This window comes from Arthrobacter sp. T572, from assembly GCF_056780115.1.
The window spans coordinates 280,203-301,458 of the sequence record NZ_JBRAZQ010000002.1 but is presented as its reverse complement, the minus strand read 5'-3'; the positions used below and the strand labels follow the sequence as shown (position 1 = coordinate 301,458).

Here is a 21,256-nt window from a genome sequence, read left to right as displayed (position 1 = left end):
CACTGACCCAGTAGGCGCAGCGGGCGTTTCGTGTCGTCGAAGCCCGGACAGACTTCAGCGGGCGCACCGACATAGGGCGGCCCAAAGCTGTAGTGCGGGCAACACGTGAAACGTGACGCTGGTAATGAGAGAAACTTTGAGAAAAGTTGTCCAGGCCCTAGTGGAAGGTGCTGGCGAATGTTTTGGTGACGATGTCCTGGCCGCTGAATCCATAGTCCAGGGTTTCCAGCTCCGACGTCGCAGGCATGGTGACCCCGAAAGCAAAGTTCAGCTGGGCGGGATCCATCGCACGGCTGGTGCACGTCACCTGACGGGCACCGGTGGCACTGCATTCCCACCCGGCGGGAGCGAGCGTCCTGCCGGAAATGAACGTGGCCTGATCCGGCAGGGTGAAGACGGCTTCACCGGCGGTGGGTGAACCGTCACCCACCAAGGAAAACTGCACCTCAAGGTTCCGCTCCACGGCGTTGGCCGCAGTGGTGGAAGCAAAGACAGCCTCGACCGTCTGGAGCGCGGACGTCGGCGAAGAAGGTTGCGGCACCGGAACCGAAGTGACCACGGCAGAGTCAACGACCGTCGCCTTCCGCTGCAGCGCAGGCTCCTGCGCAACCACGACGGCGGGTTGTTCCGGAGCCGCTGGAGGTGCCGGGACTGCCGGAACTTCCGCAGGAGGGGCAGAAGGAGATGGCTGCGGAACGGTAGGGACCGGGACCGGTGTGGCAACCGGCGTCGGGGTCTCACCGGCGGGCGCGGCGGGAGGCGGCTCCGCGACGACCGACTGGGAGGCAGGCTGCAGGATCCACCCCAGCGCTCCTGCCGCGACCACTGCGGCAAGCACGACGGCGGCGGCTGGCTTCCAGAGGTGGCCGGCACCTTTCGACCCGCCCGGTCCCGACAGGACAGGAACAGCCGTCGAGCCGGACATTGACCCAACTGAACCCACGGCCCCCGCCCCGGCCCCCGATCCGGAGAGGACAGCCGCAGCGACGCCCGGCGTGAAGGTGATGCCCGCGAACAACGGGAACAGGATGGCCCGCATCCCACCCTGGACATCATTGAGTTCGATCAGGAGCGCCGTGCATCGTGCACAGCCTTCCAGGTGGGCATTGACCTTGTCCCGGGAGGTGCGCTTCAGGGCATTGCGGGCGTATTTGCCCATCTGGCCCGCAAACTCAGCGCACGCCTCATCAGCCACGGTAGTAATGTGATGCTGCAGGTAGGCCTGCCGGAGGCCTTCCCGGGCGCGGATCGCCAAGGATGACACCCCGTTGGGAGTGAGGCCGACCAAGGGAGCAACCGCAGCGGGTTTCAGTCCCTCGATGTCCATGTGCCACAGCACCGCCTGCCAGCGTTCGGGCAAGGACTTGAAGGCTTTGGCCATGATGGTGGACTCCAGGTCCTTCATGACCGTGTCGTCATCCAGCACCGCGGTGTCCAGCAGGGCGTCCTCGGTGGTCTGCGTACGGCGGGCTTTCCGGTTGCGGTCGTGGGCGGTCCGCCTGACCACCGTCAGCAGGTAGGGACGGAAGAACTCTTTGGGCCCTTTGCCGTCCTTGAGGGACTGGAAGACGGAGGCAAACGCCTCGGCCACAACGTCGTCGGCGTCGCTCTGGTTGTCGGTCTGCTGCCGGGCAACGTACAGGGCGATCTGCAGGTGGCGCTTGTAGAGGGTGTCGAAGGCATCGGCGTCGCCCTGTCGCACAAGGTCAAGCAGGCAGGGATCACTGTCTGCGGGCCCCTTCAGGACGGAAGTTCCCTTGGCTCCGGCCGCTGTTCCATGATCCATAAGCAATAGTGTGACATCACATTGCAATCTGACTTGAATCTCAGGGTACTTACGACTATAAGGGGACAATTTTTGTGGTCAAAGCCGCGACATGTTCCGGTAGTTGCTGCCACTACCCAAACATGAGGCTGCACAGCATTGAGTCCCCTTCCCCAAGAGAACAGGCAGACCGCCGTCCGCCGGTGGCCAAGATTGCGCGTTCGTGGCGGAAAAGCCGCTCCACGTGGCCTGATGCTGCTGTGAGACCCGGCCTGCGGGCTCCCCGTGGAGGACGTTTTGCGCGGGGAAAAACGGCGGCGACCATCAGCTTGGTCTACGGCTCCGACCGCTCCGTGGCCGTCCCGGGCGACACCGTCATCTTTACTGCCTGGATCACCAACGACTCCCGGAGCCACCTGCGTAACATTCGACTTATTCCGCGTTCATTCACCAACGAGGCCATGGAACCGTTGGCTTATTCCTCGGCGCCGGCACGGGAAGACCTCGCTATCCCATCCCTGGCGCCGGGCGAAGCTGTCATGCGGAGCTTCTCCTACCAGGTCACGGCAACGGACCATATCCACGGCGGCAGCCTGGTCAGCGCCATGCAGGTCAAGGCACTATGCCTGGGCCGCCACGTTTCAGACGAGCACGACGCCATCGTGTCCCTGACGGGCGCACGGATGAGCTGGCCCTTCCGGTCCGCCAAACCCGGCCTTGGCTATTGGAACATCACCAGGATTGCGTCGGTGTCGCCACGGCGACGGCCCCGCACACTGGTCAGCGCAGCTAACTGACGTCAGTCGTTGTTCGGATTTCCCACGGGCTTTTCTGCCGGCCAGTCCACATCCTGCTCATAGCCTTCGTGCTTCTGCAGGTATGCGGCGATGTACGGGCAATGTGGAATGATGCGCTTGCCTGATGCCACAACATCGTCCAGTGCGAAATGTGCCAGGACCTTGGCCAAGCCCTGACCCTTGAACTGGGGCTTGGTTTCGGTGTGCGTGAAGTCGATGTGACCGGGCCTGTTGATGAAGTGTGCGATGACCGCCAGTTCACCATCCACGTGGAGTTCGTAGCGGTGGAATTTATCGTTGCGGGCAGTCGTGACGCCCGCACGGAAAGAGTCGGCCAATGAATCAGTATGCTCGGTCATGCTTCGAGATTGGCACGTAAACCTGGCTCTGGCAATCCGGAGCCCATCGCGTTCTCCACCTTTCCCGACGGGTGCCGGGACGGCGGCGGTACCGGCGTCGGGACCCTGCCCAGCAGCAGGACGGCGAGCGCGAAGCAGGCCGCTCCGCCGCCCAGCAGCGCCAGCGTCAGGCCGTTCAGTGCTGCATCCACCACCGGGACAAAAACCACGACGGCGGCAGGCACCACAGCGGCCCGGGATGGACCCAGCGCATGGCTGGCCGCCGTCGGACGGTCTTCCAGGCGCCCCAGGAACACGGCCACGGGAACGAGCAACGCAGCCACGGCGAGGAAAACGGGAATGCGGCCCCACCACCACTCGGCGGTTTCCGGGGAGGGCTTCGGGAAATCCGTCAGCAGCAGGATTGCCGACATGCCCACCAGCAACGGCAGGTGCCACAGGTAAACGGTCATGGAACGGCGGCCCGCTACCGCAATGCAGGTGCGGACCCACGCGACTCCCCCAAGCCATGTGACGGCTCCGCGCAGAAGCTGGATCGTGGCTGTTTGCGATACGCCAAGGAGCAGCAAGCAGAGGTTGGGTGGGTTGATGTTGACCACCATGTTGCCCGGATAGAGGCCAACGCCGGTCAAAAGGCCGAGCAGCAGGTTGCTGGAGATCATCACGCCCATCAACCAGGTCCGGGTGCGGTGCTGGAAGCCCCCGTCGGCGATGAAGAAACCCAGCTGCTGCACAGCGCACCAGACAAAGGCCAGGTTAAGGTAGGCGATCACCGGCAAAGCGCCGCGGAGCGAATCGACCGTGATAATCAGTGCCACCAGAGCCGTGAACGTCAAGCGCGGCGCTGCCCCATGGCACCGTGCCAGCAAGGGGATGCTCAACTGCGCTGTAAGGTACGCGGCGAGGAACCAGAGCGGCATGGCGGCGCCGGCAGTCATGAGCTGGATGACCTGCGGGTGGACCCCCAGGAGCAAGGCCGCCCAGAGGGCCGCCCACATGATGGCCAGCAGTGCCATGGCCGGGCGGACCAGCCGCAGCAACCGCAGCTGGGCGAATCCGTAAGCGGTCCCGCCCCGGGCCTGCAGGCGTCGCCACGATTGCAGCCCTGTCACCCCTCCCATGACGAAGAAGAGGGGAACGATCATCAACACCCACACCACGGGCGTAAACCAGCCTTGCTCCATCAGGGTGTTGTGGGTGGTGACTGTTCCATCCGAGTGGAGGACAGGGCTGACCATCATGCAGTGGGCGGCCACCACCAGGAACAGGCAGGCAAAGCGCACAAGGTCGATCGCCGGGTCCCGTCCGGGGGCTACCGCCTGCCCGACGGGAGTATCCACATGCCGTGGCCGCTCCATGGCTCCTCCCCGCCCGATGCTGCCTCTATTGTCCGCCGGGTTCGGGATCCGGGCCAGAGGACCGGGCTTGTCCACATAGAGCGGGGATACTCTGGACGGGGCCGCCAAACAACGGCAGGATCAGACCCATGACAACCTCTATTTTTGTGAATCTGCCTGTCCGCGACCTTGAGGCGTCCAAGTCCTTCTACACGGCGCTGGGCTACACGATCAACCCGAACTTCACGGATGACACGGCGGCCTGCGTCGTCTTCAGCGACACGATTTACACCATGCTGTTGACGCACGCCAAGTTCAGCGAGTTCACCAAGCAGCCGATCGCAGATACGCAGGCATCCACCGCTGCCATCCTTGCCCTGTCTGCGGACAGCCGGGAAGCCGTGGACGAGCTGGCCACCAAGGCGTTGGAAGCCGGCGGCTCGGAAACCTATGACGCGCAGGATCTTGGCTTCATGTACAGCCGGGCGTTCCGGGATCTGGACGGCCACCACTGGGAAGTCCTCTGGATGGACGAAACCGCCGCCCAGGACGGTCCGCCGGCTTCCTAGTACACGCGTGCTTTACGGACTGCCGTGGGCTACCCCAGCGTTATGGCCAGGATTCCCAGCACGACGGCGAGCAACGGCGTAGTTCCCTGCAGCACCGCTGCGCGGAGGTACTTCCGTCCGCTGGCCGCGAGAACCAGCGCGGCCAGCAACATGGAGCCACAAGAACTGAAGACCAGCGTCCATCCCACCTGCGGTGAGCCGGCCCAGACGGCCACGATGCCTGCCAGCGCACCGATGGCCAGGAACAGGTTGTAGAAGCCCTGGTTGTAAGCCAGCGGTTTGGTGGTTTCGGCGTCTGCCTGGGACGTAAGGCTGAAGCGCTTCCACGTTGCCGGCTTGGTCCAGGTAATGGATTCCATGGTGAAGATGTACACATGCAGGAGGGCTGCCACCAGGGCAAAAATCAGGGAGGCCAGGATCATGTGTTGATCCTAGCCTCCCGTGATTTGGCGCTTCAGCGTCAGGCGCTCAGCATGTCCAGCGTGGAGCCCGCGAAGGCCGCTGCCGATGCGTTCCAGCGGCCCAGCAGGCCTTGGAGGTTCTCCCCGTCGGCGCGGTGCGGAGCAGTTTCAGTCTCAAGCGTCTGCAGGATGCCCGTGCGGAGTTCGGTGTTGAAATTCACCTTGCCCACGTGCAGGGAAGGAGCCTTGGCAAGTTCGGCCGCGGGGATCCCGGAGGCCCCATGGAGCACCAGCGGCACGTCCGTGCGTGAGGCGACATCCTGCAGCACATCCCACCGGATGTTGGGTTCGCCCTTGTACTTTCCGTGCACATTTCCCACGGCAACGGCGAGCAATTGCGCACCGGTGCGTTCCACGAAGTCGGCCACCTGGCCAGGGTCCGTGAGGCCCGCAACGGGAGTGCCGGCGTCGGGCGTTTCCGCACCGAATGCCTTGTCCTCGTCACCGGCCAGGCCGCCGAGTTCGGCTTCGATCACGATGCCGTTGTGGCCGGCGCCGTCCAGGGCCGCGCGGACGCGACGAACCAGCGCGATGTTGTCCTCGTAGGCCAGGGACGAACCGTCCGCCAGCACCGCATCGGCGCCGGCTGCCACGGAGTCGAGGATCACCGGCAGGTCAGAAGCGTGGTCGAGTTGCACTGAAACCGGGACGGAGGCGCTGTCCGCCAGGCCTCGGAGAGCGGTAATGAGCCGCTGCCCGTTGGGGGTGGCTGCTGTCTTCGGTGCGACCAGCAGGATCACACCGAGGCGGGCCTCTTCCGCTGCGGACACCACGGCCAGTGCAGTGGTGAAGTCGTAGCAGGTGAAGGCGGGGACCGCTGAGCCGGAGGCAAGGGCGGACGAAACCAGCTGGTCGAGTGTGGTGCGCATCAGTGGGCCAGGCCTCCCACCAGGATCCAGGCGACGTAGGTCAGCACGAAGCCGGCCAGGCCAAGGATGGTGGTGAGGACGGTCCAGGTCTTGAGACCGTCGGACACGGTGAGGCCGTAGTAGCGGATGACGGTCCAGAAACCGGCGTCGGTCACGTGCGAAAGGCCCAGCGAACCGAAGCCGATGGCGATCACGATCACGGCGATCTGGGCGGGCGAGTAGCCGCCTTCCATGACGGCGGAGGTGAGCAGGCCCGTGGTCGTCACGATGGCGACGGTGGCGGAACCCTGGGCCGCACGGAGTGCCAAGGAGATGATGAAGCCGAGCACGATCACCGGAAGGCCCAGGCTGTCCAGCGTGTGGGACAACGCGGCGCCGATGCCGGAGGTGCGGAGGACTTCACCGAATACGCCACCGGCTGCAACCACCATGAGGATCGAGGCGATGGGAGGCAACGCCCCTTCGAAGATCTCGCCCGTTTCCTTGAGCGACCAGTGACGGCGCACTGCCAGCAGGAAGAAGGACAGGGCCACGGCCACCAGGAGGGCAAAGAACGGGTTGCCGATGAAAGCCGCAACGCCGTACCAGTAGTTGTCCTTGGGCAGGGTGAGCGTACCCACGGTGCCGAGGAGGATCTGCACGATCGGAGCGGCGATGAGGAACATGATGAGGCCTGGACGCGGCGGAGCGATGGCGCGGGCACCGGGGCCGTCGTGGCCAACGTGGACCAGGGAATCGGAGCCGAACTCGTCCACCTGCTCCTTCACACCGGGAAGGAGCTCGTAGTCCTTGCGGTTCATGATGCTGGCAACCCAGTAGGACAGGAAACCCAGCGGTACACAGATAATCAGGGAGATCAGGGTGATGAGTCCGATGTCCGCGCCGAAAACACCGGCGCCGGCAACAATACCGGGGTGCGGCGGGACGGCGACGTGGATGGACAGCATGATGCCGGCCATCGGGAGGCCGAACTTGATCGGGTGGACCTTGGCGATCTTGGCGAAGGCATAGACGATCGGCACGAGCACGATCACGCCGACCTCGAAGAAGACGGGGATGGCGACCAGGAAGCCCACCGCGGTCAATGCCACCGCGACCCGCTTGGCACCGAGTTTCTCCGTGAAGTGCGTCGCGAGCGACTGCACGCCGCCGGAAACTTCGATCATGCGGCCGAGGATCGCGCCTAGGGCGATCAACAGCGCCACCTTGCCCATGGTGCTGCCGACACCCGTGGTCACCACGGTGAAGATGTCCTTGAGCGGAATCTGCGCGGCAATACCCACCAGGATGCTGACGGCGAGCAGGGCCACGAAGGCCTGGATCTTGAAGCGGATGATCAGCACCAGCAGCAGTGCGATGCCCACGGCGGCGATGGTCAGCAGCAGCGGAGTGCCCAGCTCCACGGCCGGCTTGATAGGCGGCGCATCGGCGGCGCGAACCATCAGCGAATTGATGAGGGGATTCATTTGGGGAGTGTCTCCTTTGACATACCAGTCTAGAAGACCGGCGAAAAGGGGCGACGACGGCGAAGGGGGGACCGCCGTCGTCGCGGGTTTTACAGGGGTGCTTAGGCGGTGCGCTTCTCGGGCGCGACAACCTTGATGACGGCGGAGTCGTCAGCAGCGGCGAGGCCTTGGGCCTGGCCGAGGAGGTAAAGCTGTTCGGCAGCGGCGGCGACGGGCGCAGCCAGACCGGCAGCACGGGTCGCCTTGCCCACGATGCCCATGTCCTTGACGAAGATGTCGAGACGGCTGAGAACTTCTGCGCCTTCTTCGGTGTACGCCTCCAGGATGCGGGGGCCGCGGTTGGAGAGCATGAACGAACCTGCCGCGCCGGCCTCGAGGGCGGCGAGGGTCTTCGCCTGGTCCAGGCCAAGGGCGTCCGCCAGGGCCATGGCCTCTGCTGCGGCGGCGATGTGCACACCGCAAAGCAACTGGTTGACGGTCTTGAGGGCCTGGCCGTCACCGGGCTTGTCGCCCACGATGCTCAGGGTGGAGGCCAGCAGTTCGAGCGCCGGGCGGGCCTTTTCGAGGGCTTCCGGCTCGGCGCCGACGACAATCAGGAGGTCGCCTTCGCCGGCACGCTTCGGGCCACCGGACAGCGGAGCATCAACCAGGGCAACGCCGTACTCAGCCAACTTAGCGACCGTGACCGGGATGGCTTCGGTGCCCACAGTGCTGCCGAGGATCACGACCGCGCCCGGCTTCAGGACGGACGCCACGCCGTTCTCTCCGAAGAGGACATCGTTGAGCTGTTCGCCGTTGCGGACGGCAAGGAGCAGTGCGTCGGCGTCCTCGGAGGCTTCACGGGCCGAGGCGAACGTCTTGATGCCGGCTTCTGCTGCCAGTTCCAGGCGGGCTTGGGCGATGTCGAAGCCGTGGACGGTCAGCTGCGAGGCGAGGCGGGTCGCCATCGGCAGGCCCATGGCCCCGAGGCCGAGGACGGTAACGGTGTAGTTGCTGGTCATGGTGTTCTCCATTGAATTTCCTGGTGGGGACGTGCAGTTAGAAAGTGGCGCTGAGCTTGCGCGTGACCTGGGCGAGGGACTGGTCGTCGCCCACGTTGCCGGCGAAGACGATGTAGGGGATGCCCTTGGCCGGGCCGTCCACCGGTTCCCAGAGCGAGACAATGCCCGGGAGCATGGGTCCGCGGACGATCGCATGCCGGATTTCCAGACCGTGCGCGGCGACGTCGGAGGAGGTGATGCCACCCTTGGCGATGACGAACCGCGGTGGGAACGTCTTCAGGGTCCGGTTCACCACGGATACGACGGCGGCGGAGACCTTGCGGGCGATCTCCAGGCTGGCCGCGGGGTCGTCGGTCTTGATGAGCAGGCGGCTGGTGTGCACGATCACGTCGCCTTCGCGGAGGGCAGCAACGACGTCGGACACGACGGTTCCGATGAAGGCATCGGCTGCCGCTTCGGTCCCGGCGGCGAGCAATTTCTCGACATCGATCTCGATGATTTTTGCCGAGCCGTGTTCCGCGGTGAGGACGTTGAGCTGGCGGGTGGTCAGGCCCACGTGGGAACCGACTACGATCAGGCCACCGGCGGTGGAGGGGCTGTTTCCGGCGTAGGCTTCCTCGCCGGTGAGGGCTTCACGGATGTCCTGGCCGATGCGGCCACGGACGAACGGCGGGCCCACGCGGTACAGGAGCTTCTTGCCACGTCGTTCGGCCTCCTCGAGGCCAAGGGCCAGGGCCCGGAAGTCGTTTTCGGTGACAATGTCGGCCACGATCGGGGTGGAGTCCGTGGCCGGTTCGATGGCGTCGGCAATGGCCTTCGCGGAGATTGCGGGGTCGTTGGCGGCTGCACCTGCGCGGATGATGTTCAGGTCCAGGACAATGACGTTCTCTGCGGCGAAGCGTCCCTTTGACTTCTCTTCCACGTACTTGGCCATCTCGGAGTTGGCGAACCCGAACGTAGCGTCCTTGGCGAATTCGGTCCCGGCCACCGGGGTGAGGGCGCCGGCATCTTCTCCGGAGGCGCGCATGTAGTGCACACCGCCGATGGTGACGCGGCCGGCGTCGGGAAATGCCGGGACGATGACGACACCATCGGTGGCTTCGCCGGTTTCGGCGGCGACGGTCGCCGCGATGACGTCCGGCTCCAGTGGGTAGTGGCCGCGGAGGGTGGAGTCGCTGCGGCTGACAAAACCGAGGCTCAGTCCGGCAGCAGCGGCTGCGGCGAGGGCGTTGCGGACGATCTCCTCGTTGCGGGCGGCGGCTTCGGCCGGGTCCAGGCTGCGCGTGTTGGTCAGGACGTAGACGGCGGGCTTGGTCTGGTTCCCGCTGATATGCGAGAACGCCCAGGAGAAGTCCTCCACGTCCCAGCGCGTCAGCACGGCAAGGTCCGCAACGGACTGGGTGCCCGTGGGGTCGTCATCCAGGACGACCAGGACGCGGGGGCTGCTTGCCGAAGACTCTGCAACGGCGTCGGCCACGAGCTGAGCGGGGATCTGGACTTCAGCCGGGAAGGCGGCCAGGACGTCGGCTTCTAGGATCACGGGACACTCCATCGTGGGAAATCTGTGGGGCAGTTTTGTGAATGTAAGATGTCAGACATCTAACATTTGAATGCCAGTGTGACATACGGCTCTTCCCGGCGCAAGATGGCCGTGCTCACTAGGCTGGATCCATGGCTGACACCGGCGTGCCGCACTGCTTTGTTGACAGACGCGAGCCCTCAGGGACTTCGGCCGTCCAGCCCCCGGCAGTGCTCATCCACGGCTGGGCTTCGGGCTCCTCCTACTGGGAGCCACTGACTGCCTTCCTCCTCGCCGCCGGACAAACAGTGTGGATCCTGGACCTGCCCGGCTACCACCGTGGCCAGGACCTTCCTGCCGGATTCGAATGGACCCTGGACTCGGCAGCAGCATCGGTTGCAGCGACCCTGGAATCCCTGGGAGCCGATGGGGTGCATCTGGTGGGCCACTCCATGGGCGGCAGCGTTGCGTTGACCCTCGCTGCGGCGTGGCCGGAAAAAGTCGCCTCCATAGCTTTGGTGGGCATGGTTCCGGCGCCCCCAAACGCTGGCTTCAGGAACCTGATCCGGCAGCAGGTGGAGCAGGGATATTTTGATGCCGCCACCATCCGGAAGTGCATGGAGGCCTGGTACGGGGAGCTCTCCGCGGAGGACAGCGAGCGGCTTGGCAGAGGGTTTGATGCGCCCTTCCCTGTTCTTGCCGCCAGCGCGAAGGCGGCCATGACCGGCGTCGAACCTTCAGTACCCGGGCGCGTCCACGCGCCGCTGCTGGTGATCGCCGGAACCGGGGACCGGGTGCGGCCGATCGAACAGATGGAGTCCTTCGTGGCGGAAGCCCCGGGGCGGCGTTTGCGCGCGATACCCAATGCCGGCCACAGCGTCCACTGGGAACAACCCGGCGAATGCGCGGCGACATTGAACGAATTCTGGAGAACAAGCCTGCCATCGCCAGCGTAAGATGTCTGACATCCATCCCGCCCACGGGGAACCCTGGGGTGCGCGGCCTGAAGTACAGAAATGGGGACACATGGCACGCAAGTCGCTGGTCGGCGTCGTTGCTGATGAGCTGCTGGACAGGATCGTCGCGGGGGAATTTCCCCCGGGCACCGTGGTCCCCGGTGAGCTGGAGCTCAGCGCCCGGCACGAGGTAAGCCGCATGACCGTGCGCGAAGCCATGAAGACCCTTGAGGCCCAGCGGATCCTCAGTGTTGAGCGGGGCCGCGGGACATTCGTCAACCCCCTCAATCAGTGGGCGTCGCTGGAGGCTGTACTGCGGGCCGCCTCCGAAGGAACCAAGGACGCGGAAGCAGCCATCCAGCTGATTGAGCTGCGCCGGATGTTGGAAACCGGCGCCTGCGAACTTGCGGCTGAGCGAATCTCCGATGAGGACCTCGCGGTTCTCGCGGACCATGTGGAGAAGATGCAGGCGGCGCACGAGGTCAACGATCTTGCAGCTTTCGTAGAGGCCGATCTCGCTTTCCACGATGTCATCCTCCACGCCTCCGGCAACATCTTCGTGGCGGTCCTGTTTGAGCCGCTGCACCGAGTCCTGGAAGCCCGGCGGGCCCAGACATCGGCAGTGCCGGAGATCCAAGCGCATGCAATCGGACACCACCGGAAAATTGCGGCAGCCCTGTCATCCCGGAACCCCCACGACGCCCGGCTCGCCATGGACGCCCACATGCAACAGACACTGGACGACCTGAAGACGTACGTGCTGGAGGCCTAGCACCCAACTGGGTCGCATTAGTGCGCGTTTTGAGCGCTCAAAACGCGCACAAATGCGACCTAGTTGGGTCAGCGGCGGAGGCTCTCCGACGGCAGTTCCCCGAAAGTCTGCAGGTAGAGCGCCGAGAAGCGGCCCTGATGCGTGAAGCCGCACAACTCGGCAACAGCGGTGACGGACTGTTCGCGGGGGTTGGCGTCCAGGAGCATCTCGCGGGCGCGGTCAAGCCGGATTGAACGCAGCAACTCCGACGGCGTTGCACCCGTTTCGGCCCGGAGCGCGGTCTGCAGGGTCCGGACGGAAACACCCAGGCACTCGGCGATGTCCGGCACCGTCAATTCCTCGAAGGCGTGCCGTTCCAGCAACTCCCGGCACTGGCGGACAATCCGGCTTTCTGATTCACCATCGCGCACCTCCAGCGCCGGTGGTTCCATCGCCATGAGCAGCCGGGACATCATGCTGTCCGCCAACAGCCCCTGCACGAAGACGGGCGCGGCAGCCGCCGGCCTGCTGATCAGGTCGTCGTGAAGTTCGACGACGGACCTCAGGAAGGCGCGGCCGCTTCCACTCGTGAGGTCCATGCCGTAGCCCAGCCCGCCGACTTCCCGGCCGTACAGTTCCAGCGCTACCCGCTCCAACGCAGTGCGGCGCACGTAGACGATGAGGTGCGGACTTCCACTGTCCCAGGACATCGAAAACGGCCTGTCGATCGGTGGCACCGTGGCCATGCGCGGCGTGGAGTCAACCGTCTGCGCCCCTACCTGCATCGACGCATGGCCCGCCAACGGGATCTGGACCAGATGAAAATCCTGCAGCCCCTCCGGATCAATGCGGACATCTGACCCATAATCCAGGAACTCGATGCCCACATCCCCACGGTGCATCGAGCGCAGCTTCATCTCCACGGCGGACGTCCTCGTCCGCGGTGCCAACTCATGGCTGCAGAACAGCGCGGCAATTCTGGCGTGAGCCTCGTCGACGTCGTTGGTAGCCGTCGTCGGCTGCCCGCGAAGTACGTCGCGGGGAAGCATCTTCACCATCCAACACCTGCCCTACGAGGTCATTTCACGGGATTTTCGCTTTTCGGATGATCTCCTCGCCCAGCGGATATCCCCGGCTGCAGCCGCTGCCTAGAGTCGCTTTCAGGACAAGTATGACCCAGCTCACAACACCATCACAACGTTGAAAGGAAGGTGGGAACAGTGAAGAACATCAAGCTCGTCCACGATCGCCGCGAAGAGTGGGACAGGAGCCACTTCGCCTTGTGGGCGGCTGAACTCCGGCGGAAGGACACCCCGCTTACTTCAGCGCCGTGGGAAGGGTGGCACCAGGAGGACGAAGACTCTGCGCAGATCGGATAGCCGCTGCGCCAAGTGGATATTCCGTGCATGGTCCGGCGCCTAGAGTCACTTTCAGAGCAAATATGACGCACGTCATATTTGCGTAACACGACCATCGACCAAGAAAGGTTTGCCATGCCGGAACTGAACGGCAGAACTGCGATTGTCACCGGAGGTGCCACCAAGGTAGGACAAGGGGTTGTCACCGCCCTGCGGGATGCCGGCGCAACCGTGGTGGTCGCCGATATAAACCCCGACGGCGGAACCCGCACCAAAGCCCTCGGAGAAGGAATTCACTACGCCCACACAGACATCACCGACGATGCCGCCCTGGGAGAACTCATCGAAGAAACCGTGGCACGGCACGGAAGCCTGGACATCCTCGTCAATCTGGCGTGCACCTACAAAGACGAAGGAGCCGCATCAGGCCGGGCGGACTGGCTGGAAGCCCTCAACGTCAACCTCATCAGCGCGGTGATGGCGGGCAACGCAGCCCGGCCACACCTGGCAAAGTCGGGACACGGCGTGATTATCAACTTCACCTCGATCTCCAGCTCCGTCGCCCAGACGGGCCGCTGGCTTTACCCCGCCAGCAAAGCGGCACTGGTCCAGGTCACCCGCAGCATGGCCGTGGACTTTGCCCCGGATGGCATCCGGGTCAACTCGGTCAGCCCCGGCTGGGTGTGGAGCAACATCATGGACACGCTCAGCAACGGGGACCTGGACAAAACGGACGCGGTAGCTGCACCTTTCCACGCACTCAAGCGGGTAGGCCGCCCGCACGAGGTGGGTGACGTCGTCGCCTTCCTCGCCGGCGACCAGGCAAGTTTCGTCACCGGCGCCGATTGGGCCGTCGACGGCGGCTACTCCGCCTTGGGTCCCGAGCGGGCCGAGGAAACCATCCCGCTCCTCGCCGCAGAATGAACCACTCAAACGAGAAGAAAGAGCCAACACCATGACGCAACGCCACATCACGATCGTCGGTGCAGGCCAGTCGGGCCTCCAACTGGGCATCGGCCTGTTGGATGCCGGCTTCCAGGTCACCACCATCTCCAACCGAACGCCGGAGGAGATCCGCAACGGCAAGGTCGCTTCCAGCCAATGCATCTTCCATGACGCCTTGGAACACGAGCGGGCCCTGGGGCTGGATTTCTGGCCCGACGCACCCACGGTGGACGGCATTTCCTTCACCATTCCCCACCCGGAATTGCCCGGCGAAAAGGCCATCAGCTGGGCCTCCAGGCTGGATAACCACGCCAAGTCCATCGACCAGCGCGTCAAGTTCCCACGGTTCATGGAGGAATTCACCCAGCGCGGCGGGGAGCTGGTGTTCGAGGACGCCGGCGTCGAGGACCTGGAACGGTACACGCAGAACTCGGACCTGGTGATCGTGGCAGCGGGCAAGGGCGAGATCGCGCAACTGTTCACCCGCGACGCCCAACGCAGCACCTATGAGACCCCGCAGCGGGCCCTCGCCCTGACCTACGTCAAGGGCCTCACGCCCCGCGAGGACTACTCTGCGGTCTCCTTCAACCTCATCCCGGGCGTGGGCGAATACTTCGTCTTTCCGGCACTCACCACCACAGGGCCCTGCGAGATCATGGTGTTCGAAGGTGTTCCCGGCGGCCCCATGGATGTCTGGAAGGGCCTCACTCCCGAGGAGCATCTGGAAACGTCCAAGAACATCCTCAAGACCTTCCTTCCTTGGGAAGCCGAGCGGGCCAACGACGTGGAACTGACCGACCCGAACGGCATCCTCCAAGGCCGCTTCGCACCCACCGTCCGCCACCCGATCGCTACGCTGCCCAGCGGCCGGCAGGTACTGGGCCTGGCCGACGTCGTGGTTTTGAACGATCCCATCACCGGGCAGGGCTCCAACAACGCGAGCAAGTGCGCGGCGTCCTATCTGGACAGCATCGTCCGCCACAGCGGGCAGTTTGACGCAGGTTTCATGCAGGCCACTTTCGAGCGCTATTGGGACTATGCACAGCATGTTGCCCAATGGACCAACGCGCTGCTGGCCCCGCCCCCGCCGCACGTCCTGGAACTCCTGGGCGCAGCCAACTCCGCCCCGGAGATCGCCCACCGCTTCGCCAACGGGTTCAACCACCCGCCGGAGTTCCAGGAATGGTTCATGTACCCGGACAGGGCTGCCGACTACCTGGCCAGCCTTGAGGCCGCCGAAGTTTGATAGCACACCCCTGCTACTAAGGATTCACCATGCGCAGCATTGCAATCATCGGAGCCGGCGAATCCGGCGCCCAATTGGCCCTGGGCCTCCAACGGGAGGGCTACGCCGTGACGCTGTTCTCCGACCGCTCCGCCGCCCAGATCCGCGCCGGAAAAGTCATGTCCAGCCAGTGCATGTTCTCCACGGCCCTCGACGCAGAGGCCCAAATGGGAACAACACCGCAGGTCACCGGAGCGGCCTCTCCCATCACGTCCATCCGGGTCCACGTAGCCCGCGAAGGCGAGGCCATCGAATGGGAAGCTTCATTGGACGGCCCGGCCAGGTCGATCGACCAGCGCATCAAGAGCGCGCATTGGATCGATCGCTTCATCGCCGCGGGCGGGGACTTCCGGATCGAGAAAGTCACGCCCCGGATGCTCGAGGAACTGTCCCGCGGCTACGAACTCGTCATCGTCAGTACCGGCAAGGGTGAGATCGGCCAGGTCTTCCCCCGGGACAAGGCAAAGTCACCTTTCGACCGTCCCCAGCGGGTCCTGGCACTGAACTACGTGACACCCGGCGAAGAGGACGACGGCGGGGCTGCCGCCGCCGTCCGGATGTCGATGGCACCCGGGGTGGGCGAGTTCTTTACCTTCCCGGGCCTCACAGTCTCCGGCCCCTGCCGCATGATGGTGTTCGAAGGCGTGGTGGGTGGCCCCCTGGACTGCTGGACCGGCGTCGTAAGTCCTGAAGCGCAACTGGCCAAGTCGCTCGAGGTTCTCCGGGAGCATTTCCCGCATGAGGCAGACGCGTTCCGGGACGCAAAGCTGACCGACGACGGCGCCACGCTCCTGGGCCGCATCACCCCCACGGTGCGTTCCGCCGTGGCTGAACTGGGGAACGGCAGGCTGGTCTTCGGGCTGGGCGATGCCGTGGTCCTCAACGATCCGCTGACGGGGCAAGGCTCCAACAATGCCACGTTGGCGGCAAAGTACTACCTCGACTCGATCGTCCGGCGCGGCCGGCAACCCTTCGACCGGGAATGGATGGAGCGGACTTTCGACGAGTTCTGGCGCGGCTGGGGTCAGTGGTCGGTCGCATGGACCAACGACATGCTCAAGCCTCGACGCGACCACCAGGTCACCTTGCTGAAGGAAGCCGCGGAGCACCCGGCCTTGGCGGCATGCATCGCTGCCGGTTTCGACGACCCGCGGACGTCCTACCCCTGGTGGTTCGATCCAACGGCGGCCGCTGACTTCATGCAGGCACGGAAAGAAGAGGACTCCGCCGCTTTCGATGTCCGCGATTTCCGCAACGCACTGGGACAGTTTGCCACCGGCGTCACGGTGGTCACCACAGTCTCGCCGGATGGCCGCAAGGTCGGCATGACGGCGAACTCCTTCACCTCCGTCTCCATGGAACCGCCGTTGGTGCTGTGGTGCCCCAGCAAACGCGCTCCCAGCCTCGCTGACTTTGAAGAAGCCTCACACTTTGCCATCAACATCCTGGCCAGCGACCAGCACGTCCTGTCCAGGCAGTTCGCCACCCCGTCCCCGGACAAGTTCGACGGCGCGGAGACCACCGAGGGCATCGCCGGGGTGCCCTTGCTGGACGGCGCGGTTGCAACATTCCAGTGCCGCACGGTGTCGCGCCACGACGCGGGCGACCATGTGATCTACGTTGGCGAAGTGGAGGAATACACCAGCGACGGCGGTTCTCCCCTTGTCTTCCACAGCGGTAAGTACCACGCGACGGCCAGCCACCCGGACTTCTGAGAGGACCATCCATGAACGATGTTGCCGTCATAGGCTCCGGTATCAACTCGCTGGTGGCCGCCGCGGAACTGGCGATCGCCGGGCAGCAGGTTTGCCTGATAGAGCAATCGGACCGCCTGGGTGGCTTCATCCACTCCGGCGAAAGGACGCTGCCCGGGTTTATCCATGACTCGTTCTCTTCATGGCATCCGCTCTTCGTATCCGGCGGAGCTTATGCCGCTTTGGGGAGTGAACTGCACGCACGGGGTCTGGAGTACTGCAACGCCTCCACGGCGGTGACGGCCTCGGTTGCCGCCGATCCAACGGGCGGGCACCGGGTTGTGATCGCACACCGTGATCCGGCCGTGACTGCTGCGGCGTTCAAGGAGCCAGGGGACCAAAAAGCCTACCTCGCGATGCTCGATGACCTTGGGCATCATTCCGGAACCGTGTTCGGGGCCTTCGGAGCGGAGTTGCGTTCCCTGAAGGAGCTCGTGAAACTGGGATTCGGTGCCCTCCGCACAGGTGGTGTCAAGGCAAATGAGCTGTTCATCCGGGATTCGCTGATGAGCGGCCGCAACTACCTCCGCAGCCGCTTTGACGGCTGGGAAGTGGACCAGCTGTGGTCTCCTTGGCTCCTGCATGCCGGGCTTGGTCCGGACCAGGCAACGGGCGGGGTGATGTTGCCCGTCATGGCGATGACCATGCACGGCTTCGGCCTTCCCGTGGTGAAAGGCGGGGCCTCACGGTTCGTAGAAGCCTTTGAGTCGCTGCTGCGTGATCATGGCGTCCGGATCATGCTGGGCGCCGAGGCCCGGGAGATCCTTTCCGTTTCCGGCTCGGTGACCGGCGTGCGGACGTCCCAGGGGATTGTTCCGGCGGCTACTGTGCTGGCCAACGTGTCGCCGCAGGCCCTCTACACGCGGCTGCTGCCCGGCGCCCCGGCCGGGCTCGCCGCGGGTGCCCGCAGGTACCGGAACGGCCGTGGTGCCATGCAGATCCACCTTGCCTTGGATAAGCCGGTGGAGTGGCTCGACCCCCGGCTCAACACGGTCCCCCTGATCCATATCAGCAACGGAGCCGACAGCACGGGCGTCGCCTGCGCACAAGCGGAGGCGGGGTTGTTGCCCGCCGAACCCACCATCGTGGTGGGCCAGCAGTACGTGCTCGACCCGTCCCGGGCTCCCGAGGGCAAGGCCACGCTTTGGCTGCAACTTCAGGAGGTACCGTTCTCGCCCGTAGGGGACGGGGCGGGCGGGCTCTCCGTGGCCGAAGGCTGGACTCCGGAGCTCAAGGAGGCGTACCTGGAACGCGTCCTTGACCGCTTGGAACAGTTCGCCCCCGGAACCCGGGCAAGCGTGCTCGCTTCGGACATCATCGCCCCCACGGACCTCGCGGCTGCCAATCCGAATGCAGTCCACGGCGATCCCTACGGCGGCTCTGCGGAGCTCTTCCAAAACCTTTTGTGGCGCCCGTTCCCGCAGGCCGCTGGGCATCAAACACATATCAGGGGTCTCTGGCACATCGGCGCGTCGACCCACCCGGGACCGGGCCTGTCGGGCGGGTCCGGCCACCTTGCGGCGCAGCGCCTTACGACCAAACGATCCAAGAACACCACGCGATAGGAGAACAAATGTCTGTTCTGGCCGGGCTCACAGCAGCCCTTTCGAATGGCTCGGTGGAGATTATCGACCTCACCACCCCGCTCAGCTCCGAAACACCCATCCTGAACCTTCCGCAGCCGTTCGCGAACACGGTTGGATTGTCCGTCTCACCGGTCAGCAATTTCGACGACGCCGGACCGGCCTGGGCGTGGAACGACGTCACCGTAGGTGAGCACGCAGGGACGCACCTGGACGCCCCGGTCCACTGGATCACCGGCAAGGACGGCAAGTCAGTGGACAAGATCGAACCCCATCGCCTGGTGGGACCGCTGGTGGTGATTGATAAGACAGCCGAGGCGGCGGACAACCCAGACTTCCTGCTGGAACCGGAACACTTTGAGCAGTGGCAGTCCGAGTACGGGTTGTTCCCGGAAAACTGCTGGGTCATCTTCCGCACGGGATGGGCGGCCCGTGGCGGGGACGCTGCAGCTTTCGTCAACGCGGACGACGCCGGTCCCCACACTCCCGGGGTTTCCGCGGCGGGTGCCAAGTGGCTTGCGGGCAACGCATCGATCAGCGGTTTTGGCGTGGAAACCGTGGGCATCGACGCCGGGCAGGCCGGTGCCTTGGATCCGATGTTCCCGGTCCACTCCTTCCTGCTGGGCGCGGACAAGTATGGTGTGACGTCGCTGCGGAACGTGGACCGGCTCCCCGTCACGGGCGCCACATTGGTGGTTGCCCCGCTGCCCATCGTTGGTGGCACGGGAAGCCCCAGCCGCGTGTATGCGCTGGTAGAGCACGCATGAGCGCGGAACTGGAATCGGTCAGAGTTTCCACACTGGTCGGACGAACGTTGGCCAAGCTCGGCGTCGGCCATGTCTTCGGGGTGGTGGGCAGCGGCAACTTCGATGTCACCGGCACGCTCATGGCCGAAGGTATCCCCTTTACGGCTGCACGGCACGAAGGTGGTGCCGCCACCATGGCCGACGCTTACGGGCGGATGTCCGGCAAGGTTGGCGTAGTCACCACCCACCAAGGCTGTGGACTCACCAACGCCATCACCGGCGTAGGAGAAGCCGCGAAAAGCCGCACCCCCATGATCGTCCTGACCGCAGACACCCAGGCAGCCGCCACCAGGTCCAATTTCAAGATCGACCAGGATGCCTTGGCCCGCAGTGTCGGGGCGGTGGCCGAAAGGATTCATTCGCCCGCCTCGGCCGTCGCGGATACGGTCCGGGCATTCCGCACGGCCGTCAACGAACGGCGCACCGTGGTCCTCAGCTTGCCGCTGGACATCCAAAGTGGAACCGCCGCAGACGAGGTGGGTGCCGCCGTCGTGCCTGTCCCTTTGAAGGTGCGGCCGGACGCTGCCGCGGTTCAGCAGCTGGTGGCGTTGATCGCCGGGGCTGACCGGCCGGTGTTCGTGGCCGGGCGTGGCGGACGGGGTGCCCGGGAGGAGATCCTGGTTCTGGCTCGGCATGCCGGTGCCTTGGTGGCTACCTCCGCGGTGGCGAGCGGCCTGTTTAACGGCGATCCGCACAACCTCGGAATTTCCGGGGGCTTCTCCTCGCCTGTGACCGCGGAGCTCATCAGTGGAGCCGACCTGATTGTTGGATGGGGCTGCACGCTGAATATGTGGACGATGCGGCACGGGCGGCTGATTTCGCCGGGCACCAAAGTGGTGCAGATCGACGTCGAGGATGCCTCGCTGGGTGCCAACCGTCCCATCTCGCTGGGCGTGCTCGGGGATGCCGCCCTGACCGCCACGGATGCTTTGGCGGCGCTGCGTTCCGTGCAGGCAGAACCGGTGGAAAAGTACCGCACGGAGGCCGTTGCGACGGCCATCAAGGAGCGCTCGCGCTGGCGCGACGTCGCCATCCAGGATGTGTCGACCGAATCACGGATCGACCCACGCGTCCTGACCCGGGAACTGGATTCGATGCTGCCCATCGAGCGGATCGTGTCCGTGGATTCAGGCAACTTCATGGGCTATCCCAGCCAGTACCTCGCCGTCCCGGATGAGTTTGGGTTCTGCTTCACACAAGCATTCCAAGCGATCGGGTTGGGGCTGTACACGGCGATCGGGGCCGCCGTGGCGCAACCGGGCCGCTTGCCGGTGCTCGGTGCCGGCGACGGCGGTTTCCTCATGGGCATCAGCGAACTCGAAACCGCTGTCCGGATGAAGCTGCCGCTGGTCTGCATCGTGTACAACGACGCAGCGTACGGGGCAGAGGTACACCACTTCGCATCAGGTCATCCCGAGCAGGACCTGTCCAGCGTCGTGTTCCCGGACACGGACATCGCAGCAATCGCGCGGGGGTTCGGGGCGGAGGGTGTCACTGTAAGGACCGTGGGCGATCTGGCCGCAGCCCAGCCGTGGCTGGAGGCGTACGCTGCCGGAACGCAGGACAGGCCGTTGGTCATCGACGCCAAGATCGCCTCTGACGGCGGATCGTGGTGGCTGGCTGAGGCATTCCAGGGCCACTAAGCCCCGGGCTTCCCCAACTGGGTCGCAGTTAA

The 21,256-nt window shown here is 64.8% G+C and carries 20 protein-coding genes; 11 read left to right on the top strand and 9 right to left on the bottom strand.

All coding sequences use genetic code 11. From position 1 onward, the window contains the following. Positions 1-157 precede the first annotated feature (157 nt). A complete protein-coding gene (locus ACUYMZ_RS02560) occupies positions 158-1,786 on the bottom strand; it encodes a sigma-70 family RNA polymerase sigma factor (RefSeq protein WP_481601998.1) in 1,629 nt (542 codons plus the stop codon). A 239-nt stretch (positions 1,787-2,025) separates the two neighbouring features. Between ACUYMZ_RS02560 and ACUYMZ_RS02555 the strand changes: the two genes are divergently transcribed. Next, positions 2,026-2,562 carry a hypothetical protein gene (locus tag ACUYMZ_RS02555; protein WP_481601997.1) on the top strand — a complete coding sequence of 179 codons (537 nt, stop codon included), beginning with the start codon at positions 2,026-2,028 and terminating at the stop codon, positions 2,560-2,562. Between the two features lie 2 nt (positions 2,563-2,564). Here ACUYMZ_RS02555 and ACUYMZ_RS02550 read toward each other — a convergent pair whose 3' ends face one another. After that, positions 2,565-2,921: a GNAT family N-acetyltransferase gene (locus ACUYMZ_RS02550; RefSeq protein WP_426005419.1), complete on the bottom strand. Its 357-nt coding sequence runs from the start codon at positions 2,919-2,921 to the stop codon at positions 2,565-2,567. Then, entirely contained in the window at positions 2,918-4,279 is a 1,362-nt protein-coding gene (locus ACUYMZ_RS02545) for an acyltransferase family protein (RefSeq protein WP_481601996.1), read from the bottom strand. Before ACUYMZ_RS02545 ends, ACUYMZ_RS02550 begins: the two co-directional genes overlap by 4 nt. A gap of 128 nt (positions 4,280-4,407) precedes the next feature. Between ACUYMZ_RS02545 and ACUYMZ_RS02540 the strand changes: the two genes are divergently transcribed. After that, positions 4,408-4,827 carry a VOC family protein gene (locus tag ACUYMZ_RS02540; protein WP_426005416.1) on the top strand — a complete coding sequence of 140 codons (420 nt, stop codon included), beginning with the start codon at positions 4,408-4,410 and terminating at the stop codon, positions 4,825-4,827. Between the two features lie 29 nt (positions 4,828-4,856). Here ACUYMZ_RS02540 and ACUYMZ_RS02535 read toward each other — a convergent pair whose 3' ends face one another. The 5 genes from ACUYMZ_RS02535 to ACUYMZ_RS02515 all read right to left on the bottom strand — a co-directional run bounded on the left by ACUYMZ_RS02535 (position 4,857) and on the right by ACUYMZ_RS02515 (position 10,164). Next, positions 4,857-5,249 carry a DUF1304 domain-containing protein gene (locus ACUYMZ_RS02535; protein ID WP_426005415.1) on the bottom strand — a complete coding sequence of 131 codons (393 nt, stop codon included), beginning with the start codon at positions 5,247-5,249 and terminating at the stop codon, positions 4,857-4,859. 38 nt (positions 5,250-5,287) lie between these two features. Further along, positions 5,288-6,157, bottom strand: coding sequence for a class II fructose-bisphosphate aldolase (locus ACUYMZ_RS02530; RefSeq protein ID WP_481601995.1), 870 nt, complete (start codon positions 6,155-6,157; stop codon positions 5,288-5,290). Then, positions 6,157-7,623 carry a GntP family transporter gene (locus tag ACUYMZ_RS02525; protein ID WP_481601994.1) on the bottom strand — a complete coding sequence of 489 codons (1,467 nt, stop codon included), beginning with the start codon at positions 7,621-7,623 and terminating at the stop codon, positions 6,157-6,159. Before ACUYMZ_RS02525 ends, ACUYMZ_RS02530 begins: the two co-directional genes overlap by 1 nt. Before the next feature lie 101 nt (positions 7,624-7,724). Beyond that, positions 7,725-8,624: an NAD(P)-dependent oxidoreductase gene (locus ACUYMZ_RS02520; protein ID WP_481601993.1), complete on the bottom strand. Its 900-nt coding sequence runs from the start codon at positions 8,622-8,624 to the stop codon at positions 7,725-7,727. Positions 8,625-8,661: 37 nt separating this feature from the next. Beyond that, positions 8,662-10,164, bottom strand: a complete 1,503-nt coding sequence (locus ACUYMZ_RS02515; protein ID WP_426005410.1) for a four-carbon acid sugar kinase family protein — start codon at positions 10,162-10,164, stop codon at positions 8,662-8,664. 131 nt (positions 10,165-10,295) lie between these two features. Between ACUYMZ_RS02515 and ACUYMZ_RS02510 the strand changes: the two genes are divergently transcribed. Further along, the gene (locus tag ACUYMZ_RS02510) at positions 10,296-11,099 is read left to right on the top strand and encodes an alpha/beta fold hydrolase (RefSeq protein WP_481601992.1); all 804 of its coding nucleotides are present in this window, start codon (positions 10,296-10,298) and stop codon (positions 11,097-11,099) included. 70 nt (positions 11,100-11,169) lie between these two features. After that, positions 11,170-11,871 carry a FadR/GntR family transcriptional regulator gene (locus ACUYMZ_RS02505; RefSeq protein ID WP_426005408.1) on the top strand — a complete coding sequence of 234 codons (702 nt, stop codon included), beginning with the start codon at positions 11,170-11,172 and terminating at the stop codon, positions 11,869-11,871. 68 nt (positions 11,872-11,939) lie between these two features. Here the strand turns inward: ACUYMZ_RS02505 and ACUYMZ_RS02500 are convergent, their stop codons facing one another. Further along, entirely contained in the window at positions 11,940-12,908 is a 969-nt protein-coding gene (locus ACUYMZ_RS02500) for an AraC family transcriptional regulator (protein WP_481601991.1), read from the bottom strand. A gap of 162 nt (positions 12,909-13,070) precedes the next feature. Here ACUYMZ_RS02500 and ACUYMZ_RS02495 point away from each other — a divergent pair, with 162 nt between their 5' ends. From ACUYMZ_RS02495 to ACUYMZ_RS02465, 7 genes are all read left to right on the top strand, one after another. Next, on the top strand, positions 13,071-13,229 hold the full coding sequence (locus tag ACUYMZ_RS02495) for a hypothetical protein (RefSeq protein WP_481601990.1): 159 nt from the start codon (positions 13,071-13,073) through the stop codon (positions 13,227-13,229). Between the two features lie 114 nt (positions 13,230-13,343). Next, entirely contained in the window at positions 13,344-14,132 is a 789-nt protein-coding gene (locus ACUYMZ_RS02490) for an SDR family oxidoreductase (protein ID WP_481601989.1), read from the top strand. A 31-nt stretch (positions 14,133-14,163) separates the two neighbouring features. Beyond that, entirely contained in the window at positions 14,164-15,399 is a 1,236-nt protein-coding gene (locus tag ACUYMZ_RS02485; protein WP_481601988.1) for a styrene monooxygenase/indole monooxygenase family protein, read from the top strand. 29 nt (positions 15,400-15,428) lie between these two features. Further along, the gene (locus ACUYMZ_RS02480) at positions 15,429-17,153 is read left to right on the top strand and encodes a flavin reductase (protein WP_481601987.1); all 1,725 of its coding nucleotides are present in this window, start codon (positions 15,429-15,431) and stop codon (positions 17,151-17,153) included. A gap of 11 nt (positions 17,154-17,164) precedes the next feature. Continuing rightward, entirely contained in the window at positions 17,165-18,757 is a 1,593-nt protein-coding gene (locus tag ACUYMZ_RS02475; protein WP_481601986.1) for a phytoene desaturase family protein, read from the top strand. Between the two features lie 8 nt (positions 18,758-18,765). Continuing rightward, complete coding sequence (locus tag ACUYMZ_RS02470) at positions 18,766-19,542, top strand: cyclase family protein (RefSeq protein WP_481601985.1); 777 nt, start codon at positions 18,766-18,768, stop codon at positions 19,540-19,542. Next, positions 19,539-21,224, top strand: coding sequence for a thiamine pyrophosphate-binding protein (locus ACUYMZ_RS02465; protein ID WP_481601984.1), 1,686 nt, complete (start codon positions 19,539-19,541; stop codon positions 21,222-21,224). Before ACUYMZ_RS02470 ends, ACUYMZ_RS02465 begins: the two co-directional genes overlap by 4 nt. The last annotated feature ends 32 nt before the right edge of the window (positions 21,225-21,256 follow it).

Bases quoted from the DNA above. Each gene is read 5' to 3' on its own strand.
- ACUYMZ_RS02490 (WP_481601989.1), top strand. From the start codon at position 13,344: ATGCCGGAACTGAACGGCAGAACTGCGATTGTCACCGGAGGTGCCACC.
- ACUYMZ_RS02480 (WP_481601987.1), top strand. From the start codon at position 15,429: ATGCGCAGCATTGCAATCATCGGAGCCGGCGAATCCGGCGCCCAATTG.
- ACUYMZ_RS02500 (WP_481601991.1), bottom strand. From the start codon at position 12,908: ATGGTGAAGATGCTTCCCCGCGACGTACTTCGCGGGCAGCCGACGACG.
- ACUYMZ_RS02535 (WP_426005415.1), bottom strand. From the start codon at position 5,249: ATGATCCTGGCCTCCCTGATTTTTGCCCTGGTGGCAGCCCTCCTGCAT.
- ACUYMZ_RS02465 (WP_481601984.1), top strand. From the start codon at position 19,539: ATGAGCGCGGAACTGGAATCGGTCAGAGTTTCCACACTGGTCGGACGA.
- ACUYMZ_RS02505 (WP_426005408.1), top strand. From the start codon at position 11,170: ATGGCACGCAAGTCGCTGGTCGGCGTCGTTGCTGATGAGCTGCTGGAC.
- ACUYMZ_RS02485 (WP_481601988.1), top strand. From the start codon at position 14,164: ATGACGCAACGCCACATCACGATCGTCGGTGCAGGCCAGTCGGGCCTC.
- ACUYMZ_RS02525 (WP_481601994.1), bottom strand. From the start codon at position 7,623: ATGAATCCCCTCATCAATTCGCTGATGGTTCGCGCCGCCGATGCGCCG.
- ACUYMZ_RS02510 (WP_481601992.1), top strand. From the start codon at position 10,296: ATGGCTGACACCGGCGTGCCGCACTGCTTTGTTGACAGACGCGAGCCC.
- ACUYMZ_RS02520 (WP_481601993.1), bottom strand. From the start codon at position 8,624: ATGACCAGCAACTACACCGTTACCGTCCTCGGCCTCGGGGCCATGGGC.
- ACUYMZ_RS02475 (WP_481601986.1), top strand. From the start codon at position 17,165: ATGAACGATGTTGCCGTCATAGGCTCCGGTATCAACTCGCTGGTGGCC.
- ACUYMZ_RS02530 (WP_481601995.1), bottom strand. From the start codon at position 6,157: ATGCGCACCACACTCGACCAGCTGGTTTCGTCCGCCCTTGCCTCCGGC.
- ACUYMZ_RS02550 (WP_426005419.1), bottom strand. From the start codon at position 2,921: ATGACCGAGCATACTGATTCATTGGCCGACTCTTTCCGTGCGGGCGTC.
- ACUYMZ_RS02470 (WP_481601985.1), top strand. From the start codon at position 18,766: ATGTCTGTTCTGGCCGGGCTCACAGCAGCCCTTTCGAATGGCTCGGTG.
- ACUYMZ_RS02540 (WP_426005416.1), top strand. From the start codon at position 4,408: ATGACAACCTCTATTTTTGTGAATCTGCCTGTCCGCGACCTTGAGGCG.
- ACUYMZ_RS02545 (WP_481601996.1), bottom strand. From the start codon at position 4,279: ATGGAGCGGCCACGGCATGTGGATACTCCCGTCGGGCAGGCGGTAGCC.
- ACUYMZ_RS02560 (WP_481601998.1), bottom strand. From the start codon at position 1,786: ATGGATCATGGAACAGCGGCCGGAGCCAAGGGAACTTCCGTCCTGAAG.